At 56.1% G+C, this 22,170-nt stretch carries 20 protein-coding genes; 14 read left to right on the plus strand and 6 right to left on the minus strand.

Annotation, left to right across the window (positions count from 1 at the left end):
- Window positions 1-115 precede the first annotated feature (115 nt).
- From JAO79_RS05070 to astB, 3 genes are all read left to right on the plus strand, one after another.
- Entirely contained in the window at window positions 116-1,330 is a 1,215-nt protein-coding gene (locus JAO79_RS05070; protein ID WP_199006030.1) for an aspartate aminotransferase family protein, read from the plus strand.
- A 62-nt stretch (window positions 1,331-1,392) separates the two neighbouring features.
- Complete coding sequence (astA, locus tag JAO79_RS05075; protein WP_199006031.1) at window positions 1,393-2,490, plus strand: arginine N-succinyltransferase; 1,098 nt, start codon at window positions 1,393-1,395, stop codon at window positions 2,488-2,490.
- The gene (gene astB, locus JAO79_RS05080) at window positions 2,471-3,811 is read left to right on the plus strand and encodes an N-succinylarginine dihydrolase (protein WP_199006032.1); all 1,341 of its coding nucleotides are present in this window, start codon (window positions 2,471-2,473) and stop codon (window positions 3,809-3,811) included. The genes astA and astB overlap by 20 nt, the downstream gene beginning before the upstream one ends.
- A gap of 10 nt (window positions 3,812-3,821) precedes the next feature.
- Here astB and JAO79_RS05085 read toward each other — a convergent pair whose 3' ends face one another.
- Entirely contained in the window at window positions 3,822-4,442 is a 621-nt protein-coding gene (locus JAO79_RS05085; RefSeq protein ID WP_199006033.1) for a TetR/AcrR family transcriptional regulator, read from the minus strand.
- 166 nt (window positions 4,443-4,608) lie between these two features.
- Here JAO79_RS05085 and JAO79_RS05090 point away from each other — a divergent pair, with 166 nt between their 5' ends.
- Window positions 4,609-5,694 (plus strand): efflux RND transporter periplasmic adaptor subunit, encoded by a 1,086-nt coding sequence (locus JAO79_RS05090; protein ID WP_199006034.1) that lies wholly within the window; start codon window positions 4,609-4,611, stop codon window positions 5,692-5,694.
- A complete protein-coding gene (locus tag JAO79_RS05095; protein WP_199006035.1) occupies window positions 5,694-8,720 on the plus strand; it encodes an efflux RND transporter permease subunit in 3,027 nt (1,008 codons plus the stop codon). The genes JAO79_RS05090 and JAO79_RS05095 overlap by 1 nt, the downstream gene beginning before the upstream one ends.
- A gap of 25 nt (window positions 8,721-8,745) precedes the next feature.
- Here JAO79_RS05095 and JAO79_RS05100 read toward each other — a convergent pair whose 3' ends face one another.
- From JAO79_RS05100 to JAO79_RS05120, 5 genes are all read right to left on the minus strand, one after another.
- Window positions 8,746-9,795 (minus strand): succinylglutamate desuccinylase, encoded by a 1,050-nt coding sequence (locus JAO79_RS05100; protein WP_199006036.1) that lies wholly within the window; start codon window positions 9,793-9,795, stop codon window positions 8,746-8,748.
- A 184-nt stretch (window positions 9,796-9,979) separates the two neighbouring features.
- Window positions 9,980-10,702 (minus strand): ABC transporter permease, encoded by a 723-nt coding sequence (locus tag JAO79_RS05105; RefSeq protein ID WP_199006037.1) that lies wholly within the window; start codon window positions 10,700-10,702, stop codon window positions 9,980-9,982.
- Window positions 10,703-10,705: 3 nt separating this feature from the next.
- Window positions 10,706-11,410 (minus strand): ABC transporter permease, encoded by a 705-nt coding sequence (locus tag JAO79_RS05110; RefSeq protein WP_199006038.1) that lies wholly within the window; start codon window positions 11,408-11,410, stop codon window positions 10,706-10,708.
- A gap of 50 nt (window positions 11,411-11,460) precedes the next feature.
- Window positions 11,461-12,207, minus strand: coding sequence for a transporter substrate-binding domain-containing protein (locus tag JAO79_RS05115; RefSeq protein ID WP_199006039.1), 747 nt, complete (start codon window positions 12,205-12,207; stop codon window positions 11,461-11,463).
- An 88-nt stretch (window positions 12,208-12,295) separates the two neighbouring features.
- On the minus strand, window positions 12,296-13,066 hold the full coding sequence (locus JAO79_RS05120) for an ABC transporter ATP-binding protein (protein ID WP_199006040.1): 771 nt from the start codon (window positions 13,064-13,066) through the stop codon (window positions 12,296-12,298).
- A 253-nt stretch (window positions 13,067-13,319) separates the two neighbouring features.
- Between JAO79_RS05120 and JAO79_RS05125 the strand changes: the two genes are divergently transcribed.
- The 9 genes from JAO79_RS05125 (at window position 13,320) to JAO79_RS05165 (ending at window position 21,927) form a co-directional block, all read left to right on the plus strand.
- Entirely contained in the window at window positions 13,320-14,792 is a 1,473-nt protein-coding gene (locus tag JAO79_RS05125; RefSeq protein ID WP_199006041.1) for an FAD-linked oxidase C-terminal domain-containing protein, read from the plus strand.
- Window positions 14,785-15,852, plus strand: coding sequence for a glycolate oxidase subunit GlcE (gene glcE / locus JAO79_RS05130; RefSeq protein ID WP_199006042.1), 1,068 nt, complete (start codon window positions 14,785-14,787; stop codon window positions 15,850-15,852). The genes JAO79_RS05125 and glcE overlap by 8 nt, the downstream gene beginning before the upstream one ends.
- Before the next feature lie 2 nt (window positions 15,853-15,854).
- Window positions 15,855-17,063, plus strand: coding sequence for a glycolate oxidase subunit GlcF (gene glcF, locus JAO79_RS05135; protein ID WP_199006043.1), 1,209 nt, complete (start codon window positions 15,855-15,857; stop codon window positions 17,061-17,063).
- A gap of 103 nt (window positions 17,064-17,166) precedes the next feature.
- Window positions 17,167-17,598, plus strand: a complete 432-nt coding sequence (locus tag JAO79_RS05140; RefSeq protein ID WP_199006044.1) for a DUF4124 domain-containing protein — start codon at window positions 17,167-17,169, stop codon at window positions 17,596-17,598.
- Window positions 17,599-17,674: 76 nt separating this feature from the next.
- Window positions 17,675-18,871 (plus strand): multidrug effflux MFS transporter, encoded by a 1,197-nt coding sequence (locus JAO79_RS05145; RefSeq protein WP_199006045.1) that lies wholly within the window; start codon window positions 17,675-17,677, stop codon window positions 18,869-18,871.
- A gap of 26 nt (window positions 18,872-18,897) precedes the next feature.
- Complete coding sequence (locus JAO79_RS05150) at window positions 18,898-19,269, plus strand: thiol-disulfide oxidoreductase DCC family protein (RefSeq protein ID WP_199006046.1); 372 nt, start codon at window positions 18,898-18,900, stop codon at window positions 19,267-19,269.
- Window positions 19,270-19,372: 103 nt separating this feature from the next.
- Window positions 19,373-20,050, plus strand: coding sequence for an alpha/beta hydrolase (locus tag JAO79_RS05155; protein WP_199006047.1), 678 nt, complete (start codon window positions 19,373-19,375; stop codon window positions 20,048-20,050).
- Window positions 20,051-20,084: 34 nt separating this feature from the next.
- Window positions 20,085-21,329, plus strand: coding sequence for an aromatic amino acid transporter (locus JAO79_RS05160; RefSeq protein ID WP_199006048.1), 1,245 nt, complete (start codon window positions 20,085-20,087; stop codon window positions 21,327-21,329).
- A 64-nt stretch (window positions 21,330-21,393) separates the two neighbouring features.
- The gene (locus JAO79_RS05165; RefSeq protein ID WP_320158939.1) at window positions 21,394-21,927 is read left to right on the plus strand and encodes a GGDEF domain-containing protein; all 534 of its coding nucleotides are present in this window, start codon (window positions 21,394-21,396) and stop codon (window positions 21,925-21,927) included.
- The last annotated feature ends 243 nt before the right edge of the window (window positions 21,928-22,170 follow it).

Raw genomic sequence — 22,170 nt, forward strand, 5'->3', positions numbered from 1 at the left:
GCAGCTAAAGCCGTGCAGGCACGGCGATCTCGCAATGGGCTGTTCTTATACGTTCAGAGGCGTATTATGGTTGGATTAAACCTGTCACTTAGTAATGAGTCACTGAGAGAAATCCATGAACAAAGAACCTGTTTCCCGCGAATTGTTTGATGAAGTAATGGTGCCCAATTATGCCCCCGGAAATATTATCCCGGTGCGAGGTGAGGGCTCCCGCGTGTGGGATCAGGAAGGTCGCGAGTTTCTGGATCTTCAGGGCGGCATTGCGGTGACCAGTCTCGGGCATGCGCACCCGGGGTTGCTGGGGGCGCTGCAGGAGCAGTCGGAGAAAATCTGGCACCTGTCTAACGTCATGACCAACGAGCCGGCGCTGCGTTTGGCGAAGACCTTGTGTGATCACACCTTCGCAGAGCGCGTGTTCTTTGCAAACTCCGGTGCCGAAGCCAACGAAGCCGCCTTCAAGCTGGCCCGTCGTTACGCGTGGGATCATTTCAGCCCGGACAAGCACGAAATTATTTCCTTCAAAAATGCCTTCCACGGCCGTACCTTGTTTACGGTAAGCGTGGGCGGCCAGCAGAAATATCTCGAAGGTTTTGAGCCGGCACCGGGTGGCATTCACCACGCAGACTTCAACGATCTGGATTCGGTCAAAGCCCTTATCTCCAAAGAGAAAACCTGTGCCGTGGTCATCGAGCCCATTCAGGGGGAAAGCGGCGTAGTTCCAGCAGACCCGGAGTTTCTGAAGGGCTTGCGTAAGCTGTGTGATGAAAACGATGCGCTGCTTATCTTTGATGAAGTACAGACAGGTGTTGGTCGTACCGGGCATTTGTACGCCTATGAAATGTACGGCGTGATTCCAGACATTCTGACCAGCGCCAAAGGCTTGGGCGGCGGCTTCCCGGTTGCGGCCATGCTGACCACCGCCAAGGTGGGGGCGAGTCTGGCTGTGGGTACTCACGGTAGCACCTACGGTGGCAACGCTTTGGCTTGCGCGGTAGCTCAAAAGGTGATCGACACGGTCAGTCAGCCAGAGATCCTGAAAGGCGTGAGCGAGCGTTCTGAAAAGTTGCGGCAGGGTATGTTGGCCATCGGTGAGCGCTACGGCGTTTTTTGTGAAGTTCGTGGTGCCGGCTTGTTGCTGGGCTGTGTGCTGACCGATCAGTGGAAAGGTCGCGCCAAAGACTTCTTGGCGGCCGGGCTGGAAGAGGGCGTGATGGTACTGGTGGCAGGCGCAGACGTTGTGCGTTTGGCTCCGTCACTGATCATTCCCGAGACCGACATTGATGACGCGCTCGAGCGTTTTGAAACCGCAGTGAAAAAGCTGGCGCAATAACAATAAATGGTGGCTTGACGCCAGGGCCGCCCACACTCTGAACAACAGAGGGAGGGAGCAGTATGCTGATTGTTCGCCCGATGCAACCAGCGGATCTTGAAGATCTGTACGCCATGGCTCAAACCGCCGGCAAAGGGCTAACCACCCTGCCGGCCGATCGGGAATTGCTTCAAGGCAAAATCGACAGGGCAGTCGATTCGTTTAGCAAGCGATGTCAGCCGGAAGAGGCGCTTTATCTGTTTGCGCTGGAGGATACCGAAGCGCAACGGATGGTGGGCATCAGTGGTATTGAAGCCCGGGTCGGGCTGGATGAAGTGTTCTATAACTACCGTCTGAGCCTCACGGTTAACGCTTCCCGCGAGCTGGGCGTGCACGTTCGCACGCCCACCCTTCACATTACCAGCGACATGACCGACACCACCGAAATCTGTTCGCTATTGCTCGCGGACGGTTACAAAGGTGGCGGAAATGGTTTGTTGCTGTCCCGCTGCCGTTTCATGTTTCTGGATGATTTTCGCGAGTTTTTTTCGGACAAGGTATTTGCCGAAATGCGCGGCGTGTCTGATAAAGATGGGCAGAGCCCTCTCTGGAATGCGCTGGGCAGCAAGTTTTTCGACATGGAGTTTGCCGAAGCTGATCGCCTGTCCGGCCTGGGTAACAAATCGTTTATTGCCGAATTGATGCCTCAGTACCCCATCTATCTGTCATTGCTACCGGATTCCGCCCGAGCGGTGATCAGTCAGGTGCACGAGAACACGCGTCCGGCCCTGAAAATGCTCGAAGCCGAAGGGTTCAACTTTAATGGCTTGGTCGATATTTTTGATGGTGGCCCCGTAGTCGAAGCCTTTGTTCATACCATACGAACCGTGCGGGATTCATTGAATCGTGAAGTGGTTGTGGACAACTCGCCTCTTGAGCTCGATGTCCCTGCAGAACACCGGGTAATGGTGTCCAATCGATCGTTCAGTGACTTCCGGTTGACCACTGTGCCGATGAGTTGTATCGGGCAGGATACCATCACCATTCCGCAGGCGATGGCTGACGCTTTGAAGCTTAAAAACGGCGATACCGCTCGCCTGGCGCCTCTAAAAGATGGTGGCCTCTCTCCTATTCACCTGGAAGACTCGATAGGGCTTAACGATGGCAAAACACGCAGTTGAGGCGAATTTTGACGGGCTGGTTGGCCCAACTCATAACTACGCCGGGTTGTCTTGGGGGAATGTCGCGTCCAAATCGAATGTGAATGCGGAATCCAACCCCAAACAGGCGGCACTGCAAGGGTTGGCGAAAATGAAAGCGCTGGCTGACCGAGGGTATATGCAGGGTGTGTTGCCGCCCCATGAGCGGCCTCATCTGCCTACTTTACGCTCGCTGGGTTTCGAGGGCAGCGATGCCCAGATTCTGAGAGCAGCCGCCAAGCAGGCACCGGCTATTTTAGCGGCGGTGTCGTCGGCGTCCACCATGTGGACGGCAAATGCCGCTACGGTTTCACCCAGCGCGGATGCCGCCGACCATCGGGTGCATTTCACACCGGCTAATCTCAGTGCCAAGTTCCATCGCTCAATCGAGCATGCCGTTACAGGGCGTGCCTTGAAGGCCATTTTCCAGGACGAGCAGTATTTTGCGCATCATCCGGCATTGCCGTCCGTCAGTCACTTTGGCGATGAAGGCGCCGCCAACCATTCGCGTTTGTGTGGGCATTATGGTGAACCGGGTGTTGAATTGTTCGTATACGGGCAGGAAGCGTTTAATCAACAAGCGCCAGCTCCGGTAAAGTACCCGGCACGGCAAACGCTTGAAGCTTCTCAGGCGGTCGCGCGGTTGCACGGTTTGGCTGATGCGAATCTGGTGTTTGCTCAGCAAAACCCGGCGGCGATTGATGCAGGGGTGTTCCACAACGATGTAATCGCGGTAGGGAATGGCAACTGCTTGTTTTACCACGAGTTGGCGTTTCTCAATGAAGAGCGGGTATTAGCGGAGATTCGCGAGCGTTTGTTGGGCGCCGAGCTGGAAGCCATCAAAGTAAGCGCTCAGCAAGTGCCTCTGGAAGATGCTGTGTCTTCGTATCTGTTTAATAGCCAGTTGTTGAACAGTCCGGACGGCATGTTACTGGTGGTGCCGGGAGAGTGTCGGGAGGTTGCTTCGGTTAGCCGGTATCTGGATGAGCTGGTGGCGTCCGATGGCCCGATTACTTCGGTTGAAGTGATGGATGTGAAGCAGTCCATGCGCAACGGTGGTGGGCCCGCGTGCCTGCGCTTGCGGGTGGTTCTTAATGACGAAGAGCGCCACGCAATCAATCAGGGGGCTGTGCTAACCGACGAACTCTACGCCCGGCTGACATCCTGGGTGGAAAGCCATTACCGCGATCGGCTGGTTCAGCAAGACCTCGCAGACCCACAGTTACTGAATGAAGTCCGGCAGGCACTGGACGAACTCACCGGTATTCTGCAGCTGGGCTCTATCTACGATTTTCAGCGTTAGGAGAAACCCCTTACGGGGTTTCGATGGAGTGAGAGAGCATGTCCATGGTGTGCTGGATCAGCGTGTCGGAAGGCATGCTTTCGCCTTCGCATAGCATGATCACGCCGTGCAAGGCACCGCGTAAGTAAAGAGCTGTCTGGGTCGGGTCGGTAATACGCTCTTTACTCATGGTGCCGTCTTCCAGGCCTTTATGAAGAGCGGCCACCATGAGCCTGATCAGCTCATCCCGCGAACAAAGCATTTCTGCTGCCTGGGCTTCATCCACGTCGGCAATCACGGTGGATGCTTTGGTGAGCGCGGCAAAGTACTCCGGCTCTTCCCGGTAGAATTGGTAATAGGCTTCTCCCATGGCGCGAATCTGCGCTATCCCTGTGTCGTTGGGGCAATGGGAAGCTTTGAAACGCTCAACCAGATTTTGTCCCGCCCGCTGCATGATCCCCATTTGAATAGCCGCTTTATCTTTGAAATACACATACAAAAGTGCCCGGCTCAGGTTGGCATTGCGGGCAATGTCGTCCATCGACGTGCGGTCGTAGCCTTTATCGGAGAAAACGGTTTCAGCTGCATCCAGTATGGCGTCGTATCGTGCCTGTTTTTCCTTTTCCCGGCGTGATTTCAACGGCTCATTCATGGCTAACGGATTCCTCGGGGCTGGCTGTGCGGTGGCTTAGTATCGATGAAAACCTATTATTGACAAATTGTCAAAGAATGACATTATGTCGTGAAAGTAGGGCTGCTTGTAACTCGTGGATTGGCAAGCCCACCACTAACCATTCAGGGAAAGGGGCTGTCTGTTCATGTCTCCCATAAAACGATCTCTCCCATTTACCGTTGTTACCCTCGTGCTTGTGATGCTGTCTTTAACCGGGTGTCGTGGCGGGAGCAGTGAAGCGGCAGAAACATCCGCAGTGGTATCGGTTCGTGTTGCAGACGTCACCGGTGGTCAGGTGGAGGAAATTCCGCTGCGTTTTTCAGGCATTGTTCGTGCAGCCCAGCGCGCCACGCTCACGTTTCAGGTGAGCGGCACACTCAAAGAACGGCCGGTTGAGCTGGGCCAGATGGTGGAGCCCGGTGATACCTTGGCCAAGCTGTACAACCCTGCTTTGCAGCCGGCTCAGGACTCTGCCAAAGCCAAGCTTCAAGAACTCAAAACCCAGTTCAATCAAGCCCAGCGAGAGTGGGAGCGTTCAGCCCGCTTGCACAAGCGCGGTGTGGTGTCCGAGCAAAATCTGGAACAAATTGCAGCTCGCCGGGATTCGCTGCGAGCCAGCATGGCCACAGCTCAGGCGGCTTTATCCGAAGCCACCCATTTGCTTGAAGAAAGTGTGTTGAAAGCACCGTTTGCCGGGCAGGTGGAAGCGTTACTGGTTGAGCGCGATGAATTTGTCTCGGCGGGGCAGCCGGTGATGCGATTGTCTTCACCATTGGGCCGCGAAGTTGAGATACGAGTGCCAGCGCATTTGCTGAGTCATGTGCGTGTGGGCATGGAGCTGCCGGTCTGGCCCGTGCAGGATCGTAACCGCTCGCCGGAAACCGGTACGGTTATTGAAATCGCCCAAGGCAGTTCAATTCGTGGAGAGCTGCATCCGGTATTGGTTAGTTTGCCCGCGAATTCGTTGTCATCCGGCGAACCGGTTGAAGTGGGCGTTACACCGGTTCGGGAGTCCGCCGTAACCGTGCCCATGCTGGCGGTGGTACGTGATGCGACCGGCACCAGTGTTTATCGGGTGAGCGATGGCGTAGCGCACCGGGTACCGGTGAAAGTAGATCGTGTGATCGGTGAGCGAGTGATGGTGCACCCCGGAGAGCTTCAGCCCGGTGACCAGGTGGTGTATGCCGGCATGACACGATTGGTGGATGGCGACACCGTGGAGGTGCGCTAATGACTCGTAGCCTTCTCAGCTATCAGCGGCTGTTGGGCATGGTGGTTACCATGCTTTGCCTGTTGGGCATCGCTGCCTACAGCACCATGCCCCGCCAGGAAGATCCGTCTTTTCCATATCGCGCCGGTATGATTTCGGTGAATTACCCGGGAGCAAGCGCCGAAGCGGTTGAGCGGTTGGTGCTACGGCCGTTGACCGATGAACTGCGGCAGGTTGAAGAGGTTGATTTCAGTCAGGGCACCGCCCGAACCGGTGTAGCCTTGGCGAGAATCAAGCTGCTGGACCGTATCTACGACACCGATGCCGCGTGGGATCGCGTACGTCAGGCGATGGAGCGTGCCAAACAGGATTTCCCCGACGGCGTGGGGCAGATGAGCCTGGACGACCGGCTGATTGATATCCCGGCCGTGGTGCTGGCGGTAGGCGGATCCCCCTCTATAACGGAACTGTCGAAAGCGGCGGAACGCCTCAAGCAGAACCTCTCGGACATACAGGGTGTTTCACGCATCGAGCTTGAAGGCGATGTGGACGAGCAAATCACACTGGCATTAGACGACGCAGCACTGTTCCGGCTGGGTATTTCACCACAACGCGTGCTGCAAACTCTGTCGCAGCGTAACCAGACCACGCCCGGTGGTTTTGTGGTGGTGGATGGCAAGCGCCTGTCTGTTTTGCCGAATTCCGAATTCAGCGACATCGAAGCCATCCGCGCGACCCCTATTGAACTGCCAGACGGTTCTCAGGTGCCTCTCGCCGCTGCAGCCGAAGTCTGGCGTGGGCCGGTTGAGCCGCGCCAGCCCGAAACCTGGTTTGATGGCGAGCGGGTCGTTCTGGTGTCGCTGATCATGGAAGAAGGCAACACAGACGCCATTCGCTTCGGTGAGCGAATTCGCGACAGGCTGAGCGAGATTCAACCTGACTTTGAGCCTTACGAGCTTCGGGAAATGTTCTTCCAGCCCGACAAGGTTTCAGACCGCTTGGATAATCTGGCCTGGAGCCTGGTGTTCTCGGTGCTGATCATCGTGGCGGTGGTGTTTACCGGCATGGGCATTCGTATGGGGCTGTTGGTGGCCTCCATCCTGCCGATGGTGGCCATGATCAGTGTTGGGCTATACGATCTCGGTGGCGGCGTGCTGCACCAGATTGCCGTGATCGGTATGGTGATCTCGCTCGGTATCCTCATCGATAACGCCATCGTCATTGTTGAAAGCATTCAGGGCTATCTGGATGCCGGCATGCGCCGGTTGGATGCCTTGAAGAAAGCGGTTGGTGAACTGGCGGGGCCGCTGGGCGCCTCCACTGGTACCACGCTGGCAGCCTTTGCTCCGCTGTTGATGGCGAAAGGCGGCGCGGCCGACTTCACCCGCGGTGTTCCCGTTATGATTATGCTGACGTTGTCGGTCAGTTATCTGCTGGCGATCTCGGCGGTGCCTCTGCTGGCGATACGCTTCCTCAAAGCTCGCAAGAATGTAGGTGAAGATCGACTGGTTGGGCTCGCTCGCTTCCTCGGTGGTTTGGTGTTCAAACACCCGAAAAAATTGATTGCTTTTGGCGCTGTGCTCGTTGCGATCAGTGTCGGCTTAACGCCGTTTATGGCTCAGCAGTTTTTCCCGAATGCTGACCGGCCTCGGGTGATCGTCGAGATGTACATGCCGGAAGGCACCGACCAGGCCCGCACGGCGGAAGTCGCCGAGAATCTCGAACGGGCCATCCGCACACAGCCTGAAGCATTGGAAGTACACCGCTTTGTCGGCTTTACCGGCCCAAGCTTCTACTACAACCTGCAGCGCGCACCGCAATCACCGAACCGCGCCCGCTTGGTGGTACGCACACCTACATTGGCAGACACTACCGATTTGGTTAGGAAAATTCGCAGCGAGGTTGCCCAAAACCTGCCTGAACTGGATATCTCTGTCGGGATTCTGGGGCAGGGACCACCACGCACCGCGCCGGTTGAAGTACGTGTCTATCACGCGGATGACGATACCCGAGTTTTGGCAACGGAACAGATCTATTCAATTCTTCGGGATGTTGAAGGTACTGTAGACGTGCGCCACGATCTGGACATCGGTGTGCCGAGCATCGCGATAAACGTGGACGACGCCACCGCAGCCCGCTACGGCCTGACCCGTGCCGACGTTGCACAAAGCCTGTACGGCCAGAGCTTTGGCGCCATGGCGGAACGCTATCGTCAGGAAGAAGACCCAATCCCCATCGTGCTGCGCTCACGGGAAGGCACCTTGTTGTCGTTGTCGAGATTGCTGTCGGTGAACATCTACAACAATCGCGGCGATGCCATTCCGTTGTCTGCGGTGGCAACCGTTGAAACCACCTGGGAGCCGGCCGCACGATACCTGCGCAACGGCGTCCGAGTGAACGCGGTGACGGCCAATCTCACCAAAGGCTACAGCTTCAGCCAGGCGCTGGACGGATTGAACGCTGCGTTGGCGGATAACCCCTTGCCACCCGGAACACGTCTGGAAATGGGCGGTGACGCTGAAGGGTCCAACGATGCCAACAGCGCGCTACTCACTGCCGCACCCATAGGCATGCTGTTGCTGCTGTTCTTCCTGCTGCTGCAGTTCAACTCGTTCCGCCGTGTCGGCATCATCCTGCTGACCGTGCCCTTGGCAACAGTGGGAATATTCCCCGGGTTGGTATTGTCTGGCTCGCCCTTCGGCTTTCAATCGCTGCTGGGGGTTATTGCCTTGGTAGGCATCGTGGTCAACAACGCCATCGTTTTGCTGGACGTAATGGATCGCGAGCTGGAAAAGGGCAGGGCAATCAAAGATGCCGTGCGAACCGCCGTAGAGCGCCGCACCCGGCCAATCCTGCTGACCACCGCCACCACCGTGGCCGGGTTGCTGCCGCTGGCACTCTCCAGCTCCACGCTATGGCCACCCATGGCCTGGGCGATCATCTCGGGCTTGCTGGCCTCGACGGTACTGACCTTGCTGGTGATTCCCGCGGTCTGCACCAAACTTATCTACTTGCCGGTAGCGGAACCCGAAAACGCCCCGGCATAATGACATCAGGCAGGGTGGTGGTCCGCTACCCTGCCTGGCGTTTCGTCTGTGCTCGAACCATCAAACCAACTCGCTGCCCCACCGGCACATCCCGATTCGGAAACACAATCCCCTCGGGCTCCGCGCCAACACGGTAACAAGTCTTGCCATCTTCCCAAATCATCGTGTTTGGCGGGTACAAGGTGAAATTCGACACATCATCCTGCACATAAAACCTAAACCCCGGGCCGGTATTCAGCACCTCATGCACCACCTCAAACACCGTCAGCTGGGTCGGGTTCTGAGCCTCGGGCGCGGGCGCACCGCAAAACCGACGCCGCAACGCTTGCTCGATACCGCTAAAACGCTGCAGATCATTCTGACCAAAAGGCCGAACCTTCCCCAGCTCAACCGTAAAACTCTCGGCGCTCAGCTGGCTGGCTGAAAAAGAAGAAAACACCGTAGATTCTTTATGCTGCAGCAACAGCGCCTCTACCTCGGCCTCCAACAAAAAGGCACATTGCTCGGCCGAAACCGAACGCCCCGCCACAAACGGATACAAAGCAAACCGCTCCTGTCTGGATGGTCGTATCGCGGTGTGTAAATCATAGTGGCTGAGCGCAAGGCCGGAGTGTTTGGTGGCAAATGCCCGACAAACCTCCTCGAGAAACCGGGCGCGCTTCGCTTCCGGCAAATCTGCATACTCGGGCTTCCCGTGCGCGCCATTAAACAACCGGTTCATGTTCACATCCAAAAACCGTTTCCCTGCCACCATGGCAGGGGGATTGCCGAGAATCAGCAATAACGGACAAGCCAGCCGCCACACACCCGCGAGCAACTCCGACACCAGCCCGTTCAGCACCTCAATCGGCGCCGTCTCGTTGCCATGAATCCCCGCCGAAACAATCAAGGCCTCGCGGTTCGGGTTGTCCCGTTCAACCGGCGGTGTAAGCCAAAGCACGCCATTGGCGATTCGGGCGATGTGGGTGCCGTCGGCAAGTTTCGAGGTGGTTTCAGGAAGACCGGAAGAAACGTGGGAAAGGGTATGCGAAAGCCAGTCGGGAGAAGTGCCGAAAAGGTGTGTCTGAGTGCTCATAACCCCTCCATTACCGGCTTAGCGAAATCTGACTCCCCGAAGAATGTTCGGGGGCAGTTAGCATGAGGGCTCTTTCGGGAATGTCGAAGGCCAAGGATGGCCTGAGAGAAGCGCACATGGATGTGCTCGTAGCGGTTCCCGGAAGAGCCCTCATGCTAACTGGCCGGGCACCCAAGTTTTGGTGCTAAGAGTTAGCCGGCCGCTGATGCCGCAACAAATGGTTTTCCAGTTTACGAAACGCGAAAACCAGAATGAACGTCAAAGCCAAATAAATCAGCGCCACAAAAATAAACGCATCAAACGGCGCATAAAACCGAGAGTAAATATTTCGAGCCGCCCCGGTAAGATCCACAATCGTCACGATACTCGCAATCGCACTCGCATGAAGCATAAAAATAACCTCATTCGAATACGCCTGCACCGCCCGGCGCGCAGCACTCGGAAGAATAATCCGCCGCATCCGCAAGAACCAATTCATACCGTATGCCTTCGCCGCCTCAATCTCGCCATTCGGCGTAGACAAAATGGCACCGCGAATAATCTCAGTAGTATAGGCCGCCGTATTCAACGTAAACGCCAGCAGAGCAGGGTAAAGCGGCTCCTTGAAAATCTCCCACCAAAACGTTTCCTGAATACCCGGAATCTGCGCCACACCGTAGTAAATAATATACAGCTGAATCAGCAACGGCGTACCCCGGAACAAATAGGTGTACAGCCAGATAGGGCCAGAAACAAACGGATTCTTCACCGTACGAAGAATCGCCAAAGGCACTGCCACAATCAGCCCAATGACCAAAGACAAAAACACCAGGTGAACGGTAGTAACCAACCCGTCCCAGTATTCCATCAGCGTCAGCGCAGTGAAAATTTCGTTGGAATTCAGCCACTCGACAATAAAATCAGGCATCGCTTAATTCCCCTGAACCACGCCGACGTTGGCTCGCTTATCAAGCCACCGGATGAACAACTCAGTGCCTGCCGTCAGCGCCAGATAAACCGCTGCAACAGGAATAAAGAAATGGAACGGCATCCGCTCCGCCTTGGCGGCTTCCTCGGCGACACGCACCATGTCGGTAAGACCGATGATGGACACCAGCGCCGTGGTCTTCAGTAGCACTTGCCAGTTGTTCCCGATGCCCGGCAGAGCATGGCGCATCATCTGCGGGATCATCACCCGGCGAAACGTATGCCAGCGGGTAAAGCCATAAGCCTTCGCCGCTTCAATCTGGCCCACATTCACCGCCAGAAACGCACCGCGGAAGGTTTCCGTCATGTAAGCGCCGAAAATCAGGCCGATAGTGACCACGCCTGAAATGAACGGGTCAAACTGAAAAAAGAAATCGATTTCCCGGGTTTCCCACAAATAATCTGAAAGGGCATTTACCGCCACCTGGCCGCCATAATAAAACAGCAGCATCATCACCAAATCGGGCACGCCGCGAATCAGAGTGGTGTAAGTGGTTGCGATGCCGTTCAGTACGCGGTTGCCAGACAGCTTGGCTGAGGCGCCCAGCAGGCCAAGGGTGACCGCCAGTGCCAACGACAGGAATGCCAGCTCAATGGTAACCACGGCACCTTCTGCGAGGGCGGGGCCATAGCCTTTCAGGTCAAGCATGAGAGAATCCGGAATGCTGGGAGCAGCCCGCAGGCCGCTCCCGGAGTGGTTTAAATCTTGATGTCGTAGTTGAAGTACTTGGCCATGATGGAGTCGTAAGTGCCGTTCTCTTTCAGAGTCTTCAGAGCGGCATTAATCTCTTTGGCCAGCTTGGCGTCACGCTTACGCATGGCAACACCTACACCTTCACCCAGCTTTACAGGCTCGCCCACTTCTTTGTAACCGTCGCGGTTCAGAATGGTTTGCTCGCCAACCGGGTAATCAACAAAGGCTACATCAATACGCTGACCTTCCAGGTCGAGAACCATGTCTTCAGCGGTCGTGTAACGTTTGATGGTGACGGCGCTGTGCATGTTTTCAGTAACGTAGGTGTCCATGGTGGTGCCGCGCTGAACGCCCACGGTTTTACCGTCCATGGCTTCCAGGTCGGTCACATCGGTGTTGAACGACTCAGGTCCGAACCATCCGCCCGGGGTGATGTAGTACGGGTCCGAGAACAACACGCGCTTGGCGCGTTCTTCGGTGATCGACATGGACGACATGATCAAATCGAATTTACGAGCGAGCAGGCCCGGGATCATACCGTCCCATGCCTGAATGACGAACTCGCAGTTTGCTTCCAGCTCTTTACACATGGCGCTGGCCAGCTCTACTTCAAAACCGGTCAGTTCGCCGTTTTCGTCTTTGTATTCAAACGGCTCGTAAGGTACGTCAAAAGCAATGCGAAGATCTTGAGCCTGTGCGCCGCCTGCGAACATTGCCATAGCGCAACTTGCTGCAATCAATAATTTTTTCATGTGTCACTTCTCCACTCGTTTGCCATTCTGGCTTTATTTTTTATGGAAGTTTTCGATTCTGGTTCCGATTTCAAGATAGCATCGGTGCTCAGAACTTGGGAGCAAGAAATTGCTGCATACGTTCAGATTCCGGATGATCAAACACCTTCTCCGGCGTACCTTGCTCTTCAATCACGCCCTGATGCAAAAACAGCACCTGGCTCGACACATCCCTCGCAAACGCCATTTCGTGAGTGACCACGATCATGGTTCGGCCTTCCTCGGCCAGGCTCTGCATTACTTTCAGTACCTCGCCAACCAACTCCGGGTCCAGGGCCGACGTAGGCTCGTCAAACAACATCACCTCTGGCTCCATTGCCAAGGCCCGGGCTATTGCGGCCCGCTGCTGCTGACCACCCGACATCTGCGCCGGGTAATAATCTTTGCGCTCGTAAATGCCGACCTTGTTCAAATACGCTTCGGCGCGCTCGATGGCTTCTTTCTTGGGCACCTTAAGCACGTTGACCGGTGCTTCAATGATGTTTTCCAGCACCGTCATGTGTGACCACAGATTAAAACCCTGGAATACCATCGACAGACGCGCACGAATCAACTCCACCTGACGGTTACTGGCAGGGATCCGCTCGCCTTTGCGATTGTGTTTGAATCGAACGGGGTCACCATGAACGATGATGTCGCCCGAGGTGGGTGTCTCCAGCAGGTTGATGCAGCGCAGGAAAGTGCTCTTGCCAGAGCCGGAGCTGCCAATCAGAGACACGACGTCGCCTTTACGGGTCTCAAGAGAAATACCCTTGAGAACTTCGAGGTCGTTAAAGGTTTTGTGAATGTCCCTACAAATCAGAGGCGCTGCATCCGCCATGGGGTGACTCCTGGGGGCTGTCGTTCAAAGGCGCATGTTTTACGGACTGTCGCCGCGGAAATCAACACCATTTTGTTGGATTTTCGTGAAAGTTGAGGCTGTAACGTGTCGTTCATTTTGGCGGATTCGTTCATCAATGCAAGTGTTTCGGTTCGGGGTCGCTTGTATGTAGTGGTCTTGGGCTTTGGTCGGCTTGTACCCGAACAGGTTTCGGCTACTGTTTAGGCTGGCGCGCAAAACAATAAAAGAGCAGATGATGAGCAAAGCAAAGGCAAACAAAGCGCAATTGGCGGAGCTGTTTCGTTCCTTTATAGAGCCCGAATTCGTGATCACTGATGACGAAACGCTCAAACCCTACGAATGCGATGGTCTGGCGATGTACCGGACGCTCCCTTTAATCGTGGTGTTGCCCGAAACCGTCGAGCAGGTTCAACGGGTGATGCGCATTTGCCATGAGCATGAGGTGCCGGTGGTGGCTCGTGGAGCGGGCACAGGATTGAGTGCCGGAGCCATGCCACATAAAGAGGGCGTGGTTTTGTCGCTGGCCAAGTTTAACCGGATTCTCGACATTGATCCGCTCAGCCGCACGGCACGCTTGCAGCCCGGTGTGCGCAATCTGGCGATCAGTGAACAGGCTGCGCCTTATGGCCTTTATTACGGGCCAGACCCATCCTCGCAGATTGCGTGCACCATTGGCGGCAATGTGGCGGAGAACGCGGGCGGCGTGCATTGCCTCAAATACGGGCTAACCGTGCACAACCTGCTCAGTGCGGAAGTCATTACCGCCGAAGGCGAGCGTATAACTCTGGGAAGCGACAGCCTGGATAGTTGCGGTATGGATTTGCTGGCCTTACTGACCGGCTCTGAAGGTTTGCTGGGTGTGGTCACCGAAGTGAAAGTGAAGCTGTTGCCGGTTCCCGAAGTTGCTCGGGTGATCATGGCCGGGTTCGACAGTATCGCAAAAGCCGGCGACGCAGTTGGCGGCGTAATCAACCACGGCATAATTCCGGGCGGTCTGGAAATGATGGACAGCCACGCCATTATTGCCGCCGATGACTTCTGCGGTGCAGGGTATCCCCGAGAGGCCAAGGCACTGTTGTTGTGCGAAGTGGATGGCACCGAGGAAGAGGTGAGTGAGCACATTGCCGAGGCTGAGGCACTATTCCGCGAGTTAGGTGCTACCTCAATACGCACTTCCAAAAATGAACAAGAACGGGCCTTGTTGTGGAAAGGTCGAAAATCCGCGTTTCCGGCGGTAGGCCGGATATCACCGGACTATTACTGCATGGATGGCACCATCCCGCGCCGGCATCTGGCCAAGGTCCTGCTCGAAATGGAAAAGATGTCGGAAGAGTTCGGTTTGCGGATAGCGAATGTGTTCCATGCCGGTGACGGCAACCTTCACCCGTTGATTCTTTTCGATGCCAATGCGCCGGGTGAATTTGAGAGAACCGAAGCCTTCGGCAGCAAAATCCTGGAATTGTGCGTGGCCGTGGGTGGCTGCATTACCGGTGAGCATGGAGTGGGTGTGGAGAAAATCCGGCAAATGGCCGTGCAATTCAATGACCAGGAGTTGCAGCAATTCCACGATGTAAAAGCGGCATTTGATCCGCTGGGTATTCTGAACCCCGGCAAGGGTGTACCCACGCTTAAGTTCTGTCAGGAATACCGCTCTCTTGAACACAAACAACAAAGGCACGAGCAAGCGGGAGCGCATCATGGCTGATCAAATCGACCTGCTTCAAGAGCAGGTGCAGCACGCCCGCAGCAATAACCGGAAACTCAATATTGTCGGTGGCGGTACCAAAGCCTTCATGGGCCGCACCGCCGATCCGGATGCAGGCACGCTGAGTCTTGCTGAGCACACTGGCCTTGTTGAATACCATCCGGTGGAACTGGTGCTCACCGTGCGGGCTGGTACCACTTTGGCGGAAATAGAAGCGATCTTAGCCGAGCAAGGCCAGTGCCTGCATTTTGAGCCACCCCATTTCGGAGAGGCATCCACCATTGGCGGCACCCTGGCGTGCAATCTTTCTGGCCCGTCCCGGCCTTGGGCCGGTTCCGTGCGGGATCAGGTGCTGGGTGTTCGCTTATTGAATGGCAAAGGTGAGCATTTACGGTTCGGCGGGCAGGTGATGAAAAATGTTGCGGGCTACGATGTCTCGCGCCTGCAAGCCGGAGCCATGGGCACTCTGGGTGTGATCACGGAAATCAGTATGAAGGTGATGCCAAAACCAGCTGAGACCGTCACCTTGGTTCAGGACATGGCTATGGAGGAGGCCGTGAGTTACATGAACCGACGAGCCGGCGAACCCAAGCCCATTACCGGCGCCTGTTGGCTAGATGGCAAGGTGTATCTGAGACTGGCGGGCGCCCGCTCTGCGGTTGAGGCCACTGCAGAGCAATGGCAAGGCTCCATCATGGAGGGTGGTGAGCAGTTTTGGCGGCAGCTACAGGATATGAGGCATGCTTTCTTTGCCGATAGGGACGCTCCTCTGTGGCGGTTCTCGGTAGGTTCTGCCGCCAATTTGCCGGTTATGGAAGGCCAATGGATGATTGATTGGGCGGGGGCGCAGCGCTGGTATCGCGGGGAGGCAAAGTTGGGCGATCTGGAGCCCATTGCCAAAGCAGCTGGCGGGCAAGTCAGTTTGTTCCGAGGTGGTGATCGCGCCGGCGAGGTAATTCACAGCCAGCCGGCGGCATTAAAAGTCATCCAGCGCCGCGTGAAACAATCTTTTGATCCCGACGGGGTGTTCAACCCCGGCCGCCTCTACAGTTGGTTGTAATTATGCAAACAAATCTGGTTCAACAGTTCGCCAATACCTCCGAAGGTCAGGAGGCCGAAGAGATTCTGCGGGCCTGCGTGCATTGCGGTTTCTGCACCGCCACCTGCCCAACCTATCAGGAGCTCAACGATGAGCGAGACGGCCCCAGGGGCCGCATTTATCTGATGAAGATGTTTCTGGAAGGGGCCGAAGTTACCGAAAAAACCCGTGAGCATCTCGACCGTTGTCTGACCTGCCGAAGCTGCGAAACAACCTGCCCCTCGGGCGTTCAATACGGCCGGTTGGTGGATATTAGCCGTGGCTTGCTGGAAAAAGAATTGCCGCGCCCACCTGGCCAGAGGTGGCTGCGTTGGGCTTTGACTCGTGTATTACCGGAACGTCGGCTGTTTGGCCTATTGCTGCGCCTAGGGCAGGCCGTTCGGCCCGTAGTGCCGGGTAAGTTGCGGTCCAAAATACCGCCGCGCCGCTCGCCAAGCCCTTGGCCGGTTTCGAACCATCCACGATTGGTGTTGGCGCTGGCGGGCTGTGCGCAACCGGCTGCCGCACCGAATACCAATGCTGCTGCCGCTCGGGTTCTGGATAGATTGGGCGTGTCGCTGGTGGAGGCGCAGGAAGCAGGCTGCTGTGGCGCGGTGAATTATCATTTGTCTGAACACGAACGCGGGCTGGAACAAATGCGCCGAAATATTGATGCCTGGTGGCCAGCCATCGAGGCGGGCGCCGAAGCCATCGTGATGACCGCGTCCGGTTGCGGGGCTATGGTTCAGGATTATGGCCACCTGCTTAAAGACGATCCTGTCTACGCTGGCAAAGCCGAGCGCGTGAGTGAGTTGTGCGTAGACCTTGGGGCGTTTCTGTTAAATGAAAACCTGGATCTTTTGAGGGTTCCGGCAGGGCAGGGGAAAGTGGCGTTCCATTGTCCCTGTACCTTGCAACACGCGATGAAGCAAAGCGGAGTGGTTGAACAAGTGCTAAGAAAAGCGGGTGTTGAGTTGGCCGCTACTCAGGATACGCACTTGTGCTGTGGCTCGGCGGGCACCTACTCGATCACCCAGCCGGAAATGAGTCAGAAGCTGCTCGACAACAAGCTTAAGGCGCTGACGGTGGATAATCCGGAACGTATCGTAACGGCGAATATCGGGTGCCAGTTACACCTCGAGACCAAAGCGCAGGTGCCGGTGAATCATTGGATTGAATTGCTGGATCGATAACTCTGTGCCGGAGTTCGGAAGTATTTTTCGGTATTGTTGCAAGTTTGGTCCGGTTGGATAGGCAGCCGGGCATCCAACTACAAACTTCACAGGATGTGAAACCATGCCAAGGATTGCAGTAGCATTGCTGTGCCTGCTGGCGGCGATGTCCGCCCAAGCTGAAATATACCGCTGGACCGATGCTCGCGGATCGATCCATTTCTCCGATACACCACCGAATCTTGAGCGTCACTCTGCCATTACGGTGCGCAAGCCCGTCACCGTGCCGTTAAGTGAGAACATTCGCCAATCCGAAAAAGTTCGCCAGAGTCGGCAGTCGGTTGAACGTATGTTGCAGACTAAAAACAAACAACGCTATGCCAAGGCAACGAAAGAAGGGCAGATAAAAGCCTCCCAGTGCGACAAATACCGTGCTCAGCTCGATCGAATACAGGTGCAGTTGAGAGCCGGATACAGTAATGATCGGGGCAACAGTCTGAGGCAAAAGCGGCGCAAGGTCAGCCAGTTATACAGCAACCACTGCGTGCTGGACTGATCGCCCCTCGGTAAGCGCGCATTGAGATTTATCGCCGGTTGTCATTAGCTATCTACCTAACAAAAGGAGATAGATCTTGTCCCATTTTCAACTCGCTTTACTGCTTGGCATGACGGTCGCGCTGGGCCCCTTGGCTCTGGATGCGTATTTGCCGGCTTTCCCAAGCATTGCCCGCGATTTTGCGGTTCCCCACGCGGGTGTGGGGCTAACCCTGAGTGCCTACGTCGCCACCATGGGGTTGGCGCAGCTGGTGGGGGGGCCCTTGTCAGACCGGTACGGTCGCCGGCACATATTGTTGTTTGGTTTGGCGGTGTTTGCCGTGGCGTCGGTGATGGTGGCGCTGTCGGATGGTTTGAGCGAGATGGTGTTCTGGCGGGTGGTGCAGGGTTTTGGGGGCGCTTTCTGCGCGGTATCCGTACCGGCAATCGTGCGGGATCAGGTTGGCGGGCAAGATGCGGCCCGATTGTTCGGCTTGATCGGCTTGATCATGTTTATAGCGCCTGCGGCGGCTCCGGCCCTGGGGGCTGCCATGCTGGCATTGGGGCATTGGAACTGGATCTTCCTGGTGCTGGCGGCGTATAGCGTGTTCCTGGCGGTGGTGTTGAAGCTGGCGTTGTTTCCGAGACTCAAGCCAAGGCCAAGAACGTTTACGCCGGTTAAAACGCTGGTGACTAATTACATGCTGGTGCTGCGCCACAAAACGACCATGCGTTTCGTGGGGATTCAGGTGCTTTGCTTCAGTGCGATGATGCTGTTTATTACCCATTCCTCTTTCATCTATCAGGAATGGTTTGGTGTATCGAACAGCTCGTTTGCCATGTTGTTCGCCGCCAACATCGTGCTGATGGCGATGATGAATTTAGCCAACCGACCGCTGCTTCGCCGATTCACCTCGGTGGTTCTGCTCAGGGCTCAGGTGCTGCTGCAATGCACTGCGCTGTTGTTGCTGGTGACGGTGGTTGTGCTCGATGGCCCGTTCTGGGCGGTGGCTGCCTGCTTTATTGCGGCCATTGGCTGCCAGGGCGGGATCGTACCCAATAACATGGCCAACGCGCTGGAGTTCTTCCCGCACCTTGGTGGCACGGCGTCCGCGATGCTGGGAGCTTCGCAATTCACCATTGCGGGCATCGTCAGCGCGGTGTCTTCGTCGGTCAGCGGCGAGGCTCTGCTGCCCATCGTGGCGAGTATGTTGGTATGCTCGATAGGATCGGTAATGCTAGCTTGGGGGGGGCCCAAAGCCGTGGCACGGGAGCTGGAAGTTTCAACTAACTGAGTAAGTGCGCTCGAAAGGAGGGTTCTATGGCTCAGGATAAAGAAAAGTTGTTGGTGTTTTACGACGGTGCCTGCCCGACCTGTATTCGGGATCGTCGCTGGTACGAAAAATTGGCCGGCCGGGGCGGCGACTCCGTGGGTTGGCTGGACATCACCGGCCGTGATGAGGAATTAAAAGCACAGGGTGTAGACCCGGACAAGGCCCTGCGCGAACTGCATGTAAAAGACAGTGAGGGCAACATCCATCAGGAAATGGATGCTTACATCTTGCTGATGTCCCGAGTGCCGGTGCTAAAGCCACTGGCCTGGCTGATTGGCTTGCCTGTAATTCGTCCCTGCCTGGCGGCGCTTTATCATCGCTGGGTCGCTCGCCGGCTTAATGAGCGCGCAGATAGCTGAAGCGCCAGAGCGGCTTGGCGGCCCAATCTACCGGATTGCGGGTGTAGAAAATTATCGAAGCTGTATGATGCAGGGTTTATCTACCATTTTGACGGGAGAACCCATGGCCAAGTTGAGCGCATTGCAGATCGATACCGGTCCCGAGCCCAAACACACCATTATTTGGCTACACGGCTTAGGTGCCAGTGGCCATGACTTCGAGCCGGTGGTGCCGGAGTTTGCCTTCGCCCGTGAGACCCCCGTGCGTTTTATCTTCCCCCACGCGCCCGAACTGCCGGTCACCATTAACGGTGGCATGGTAATGCCCGCCTGGTACGACATTCTTGCCATGGATGTTGATCGAAAAGTGGATGCCGAACAGCTTCGTGCCTCTGCGGATAGGGTGGCCGAGCTGATCAAGGCCGAGCGTGAGCGGGGTGTTGCCAGTGAGAATATCATTCTGGGCGGCTTCTCTCAGGGCGGTGCGGTGGCCTACGAATTGGCTCTGAGTTATCCGGAGCGTTTGGGTGGATTGTTTGCTCTATCCACCTACTTTGCCACGGCAGACTCCATCGAGTTGAGCGAGGCAAACCGCAAGCTGCCGATTTTTATCGGCCATGGCCGGTTTGATCAGATCGTGATGGAGCAACTGGGACAAGCGGCCTATCAGACCTTGCAAGGGTTAGGCTTCGAGCCCGAGTACCAAGACTATGGCATGGAACACAGCCTGTGTCTGGAAGAGGTGAATGATCTGGACCGTTTCCTGACACCGCTTGTAGCACCGAAACCGGTGCACGAGTAATCGTTTGCAACCTTTACCTGATAGCGGGGGCTAAGTGGCAAAGCAAGTAAAATCACAACCAGTACCGTCACTTATTGGCGGTGCAAGTATTATCGCCAGTGTGTGCGTGGGTGCTGGCATGCTGGGCTTGCCCAGTTCCGGTGCCGGAGCCTGGACCATCTGGTCCAGTCTGGCCCTGGTGCTGACCATGTTGGTGATGACCCTCTCCGGCTGGATGCTTCTGGAAGCGTTCAAGCACTTCGATCTGCGGGCGTCGTTTAACACGGTGACTAAATCTCTGCTGGGCACGCGGGTGAATGCCTTCAGTAATCTGACGGTCTATTTTGTGGGTGGAATTCTGCTGTATGCCTACATCACCTCGTCTGGCCTGATTCTGCAAAGCATGACGGGTGTCGGCAGCAAGTTGGCGTCGGTCATTTTTGTGTTGCTGTTTTCTCTGATGGTCTGGCATTCAACCCGAGCGGTGGATCGGCTGTCCGTGGTGCTGGTGACCTTCATGCTGGTGAGCTTTGTGTTGGGGGTGTCGGGCCTGGCGGTGCGCATTGATCTCGGTGTTTTGTTCGATTCCGCTAACCCCGATGGACGCTACGCGCCTTTCGCCATGGCCATGCTGCCGGTTGCCCTGACCTCCTTTGGTTATCACCATTCGGTGGCCTCCATGCGAGCTTATTACGGTGAAGAGCGCAAAGCCCAGAAGGCGATTCTGGGAGGAACCCTGGTGGCCCTGACTTTCTACCTGGTATGGCTGCTCAGTATTTTCGGTAACCTGCCGAGGGCGGATTTCGGCCCGGTTGTCGCCCAGGGTGGCGATGTCGATGTCCTGCTGGCGGCCCTTGGCTATGCCATCGATTCTGAACGGGTGGCGACCACCATCAGTGCCTTCTCGACGGCGGCCATTCTGTCCTCATTCGTTGGTGTCGGTCTGGGGACCTTTGATTACATGGCCGATCTGCTGGGCTTCAGCAATGACCGAAAGGGTCGCACCAAAACCTGGGCCGTCACCTTCATTCCGCCACTATTGTTGTCGCTGTTTTTCCCGTTCGGTTTTGTGCTGGCCATCGGCTATGCTGGTGCGGCTGCGGCGGTCTGGGCCTGCATTGTTCCGGCTTTGCTGGCTCTAAAATCCAGAACCCTCGACGGCGGTCGCAGTGGCTTCATGGCTCCGGGTGGCCAGCTGGCGATCGCGCTGGTGTTGGTGTTCGGTAGCTTGACCATTGTGTTTCACTTTCTGGGGCTGGCGGGTTGGTTGCCGGAGCCTTCCTTTTTGCTTGAATCGTAACGGAATACTTTGCTGCCGTGTCGAGCCAAATTACCTCAACAGCCATGGGGTAGGAATTGGTATTGTGCTGGAAGCGATAACGCTGGCATTCATCATTTCATACCGAATCAAAGTGCTGGAGGATATCCGTGCCCAGCAGGACGAGCTCAAACGGCAGGCGGCTACGGATCCACTGACCCAACTTTATAATCGCCGGTACTTTATGGCTGAGGCCAATTCGATGGCCGAGCGAGCAACTGTTCTGGGGCAGCCGCTGTCGGTGATTGCCTTGGATATCGATCACTTCAAATCAGTGAACGATACGTACGGACATCATGCCGGCGACCTTGTTTTGAAGGCTGTCGCAGATAACCTCCAGAAATTCAGTAGAGCCAAAGATTTGATTGCGCGTTTTGGCGGCGAGGAGTTTATGATCCTGTTGCCCGGCGCCGATCACAGCGAAGCTGAGAGTTGTGCTGAGCGTATTCGGGAGGGGGTTGGAAACCATGCCGTTCAAGCCGGCGATGATGTGAGTATTCGAGTGACCGTCAGTCTGGGTGTCGCGCAAGTCAGCAGCGCGACGGAGTCGGTCGAAGACGCCGCCAATCGGGCTGACTAGGCACTGTATAAAGCGAAAACCGGAGGGCGTAATAGAGTGTGCTCTGCGGCCTGACCGTTTTCTACAGGAGCGCATGCTGATAAAGGGGTTCTCGCGATCTCCCTGTTTGCTCCAGTAACCACCGGCGAAGGCTGAGTTGGGTGAGCCGATATAAAGAGCTTCGCGCCTCGCCTCTAATTTGTCAGTAAACTTTACACTTTGTATAAGTGAATCAATAGAGCTGTTTTTTAAGCCCGTGTATTA

The sequence above is a fragment of the Marinobacter litoralis genome (assembly GCF_016427555.1).
Lineage (GTDB): Bacteria > Pseudomonadota > Gammaproteobacteria > Pseudomonadales > Oleiphilaceae > Marinobacter > Marinobacter litoralis_A.

Bases quoted from the DNA above. Each gene is read 5' to 3' on its own strand.
- JAO79_RS05110 (WP_199006038.1), bottom strand. From the start codon at position 11,410: ATGCTTGACCTGAAAGGCTATGGCCCCGCCCTCGCAGAAGGTGCCGTG.
- astB (WP_199006032.1), top strand. From the start codon at position 2,471: ATGGCAAAACACGCAGTTGAGGCGAATTTTGACGGGCTGGTTGGCCCA.
- JAO79_RS05115 (WP_199006039.1), bottom strand. From the start codon at position 12,207: ATGAAAAAATTATTGATTGCAGCAAGTTGCGCTATGGCAATGTTCGCA.
- glcE (WP_199006042.1), top strand. From the start codon at position 14,785: ATGGCTGATCAAATCGACCTGCTTCAAGAGCAGGTGCAGCACGCCCGC.
- JAO79_RS05070 (WP_199006030.1), top strand. From the start codon at position 116: ATGAACAAAGAACCTGTTTCCCGCGAATTGTTTGATGAAGTAATGGTG.
- astA (WP_199006031.1), top strand. From the start codon at position 1,393: ATGCTGATTGTTCGCCCGATGCAACCAGCGGATCTTGAAGATCTGTAC.
- JAO79_RS05150 (WP_199006046.1), top strand. From the start codon at position 18,898: ATGGCTCAGGATAAAGAAAAGTTGTTGGTGTTTTACGACGGTGCCTGC.
- JAO79_RS05125 (WP_199006041.1), top strand. From the start codon at position 13,320: ATGATGAGCAAAGCAAAGGCAAACAAAGCGCAATTGGCGGAGCTGTTT.
- JAO79_RS05140 (WP_199006044.1), top strand. From the start codon at position 17,167: ATGCCAAGGATTGCAGTAGCATTGCTGTGCCTGCTGGCGGCGATGTCC.
- JAO79_RS05090 (WP_199006034.1), top strand. From the start codon at position 4,609: ATGTCTCCCATAAAACGATCTCTCCCATTTACCGTTGTTACCCTCGTG.
- JAO79_RS05120 (WP_199006040.1), bottom strand. From the start codon at position 13,066: ATGGCGGATGCAGCGCCTCTGATTTGTAGGGACATTCACAAAACCTTT.
- JAO79_RS05105 (WP_199006037.1), bottom strand. From the start codon at position 10,702: ATGCCTGATTTTATTGTCGAGTGGCTGAATTCCAACGAAATTTTCACT.
- JAO79_RS05095 (WP_199006035.1), top strand. From the start codon at position 5,694: ATGACTCGTAGCCTTCTCAGCTATCAGCGGCTGTTGGGCATGGTGGTT.
- JAO79_RS05100 (WP_199006036.1), bottom strand. From the start codon at position 9,795: ATGAGCACTCAGACACACCTTTTCGGCACTTCTCCCGACTGGCTTTCG.
- glcF (WP_199006043.1), top strand. From the start codon at position 15,855: ATGCAAACAAATCTGGTTCAACAGTTCGCCAATACCTCCGAAGGTCAG.
- JAO79_RS05155 (WP_199006047.1), top strand. From the start codon at position 19,373: ATGGCCAAGTTGAGCGCATTGCAGATCGATACCGGTCCCGAGCCCAAA.
- JAO79_RS05085 (WP_199006033.1), bottom strand. From the start codon at position 4,442: ATGAATGAGCCGTTGAAATCACGCCGGGAAAAGGAAAAACAGGCACGA.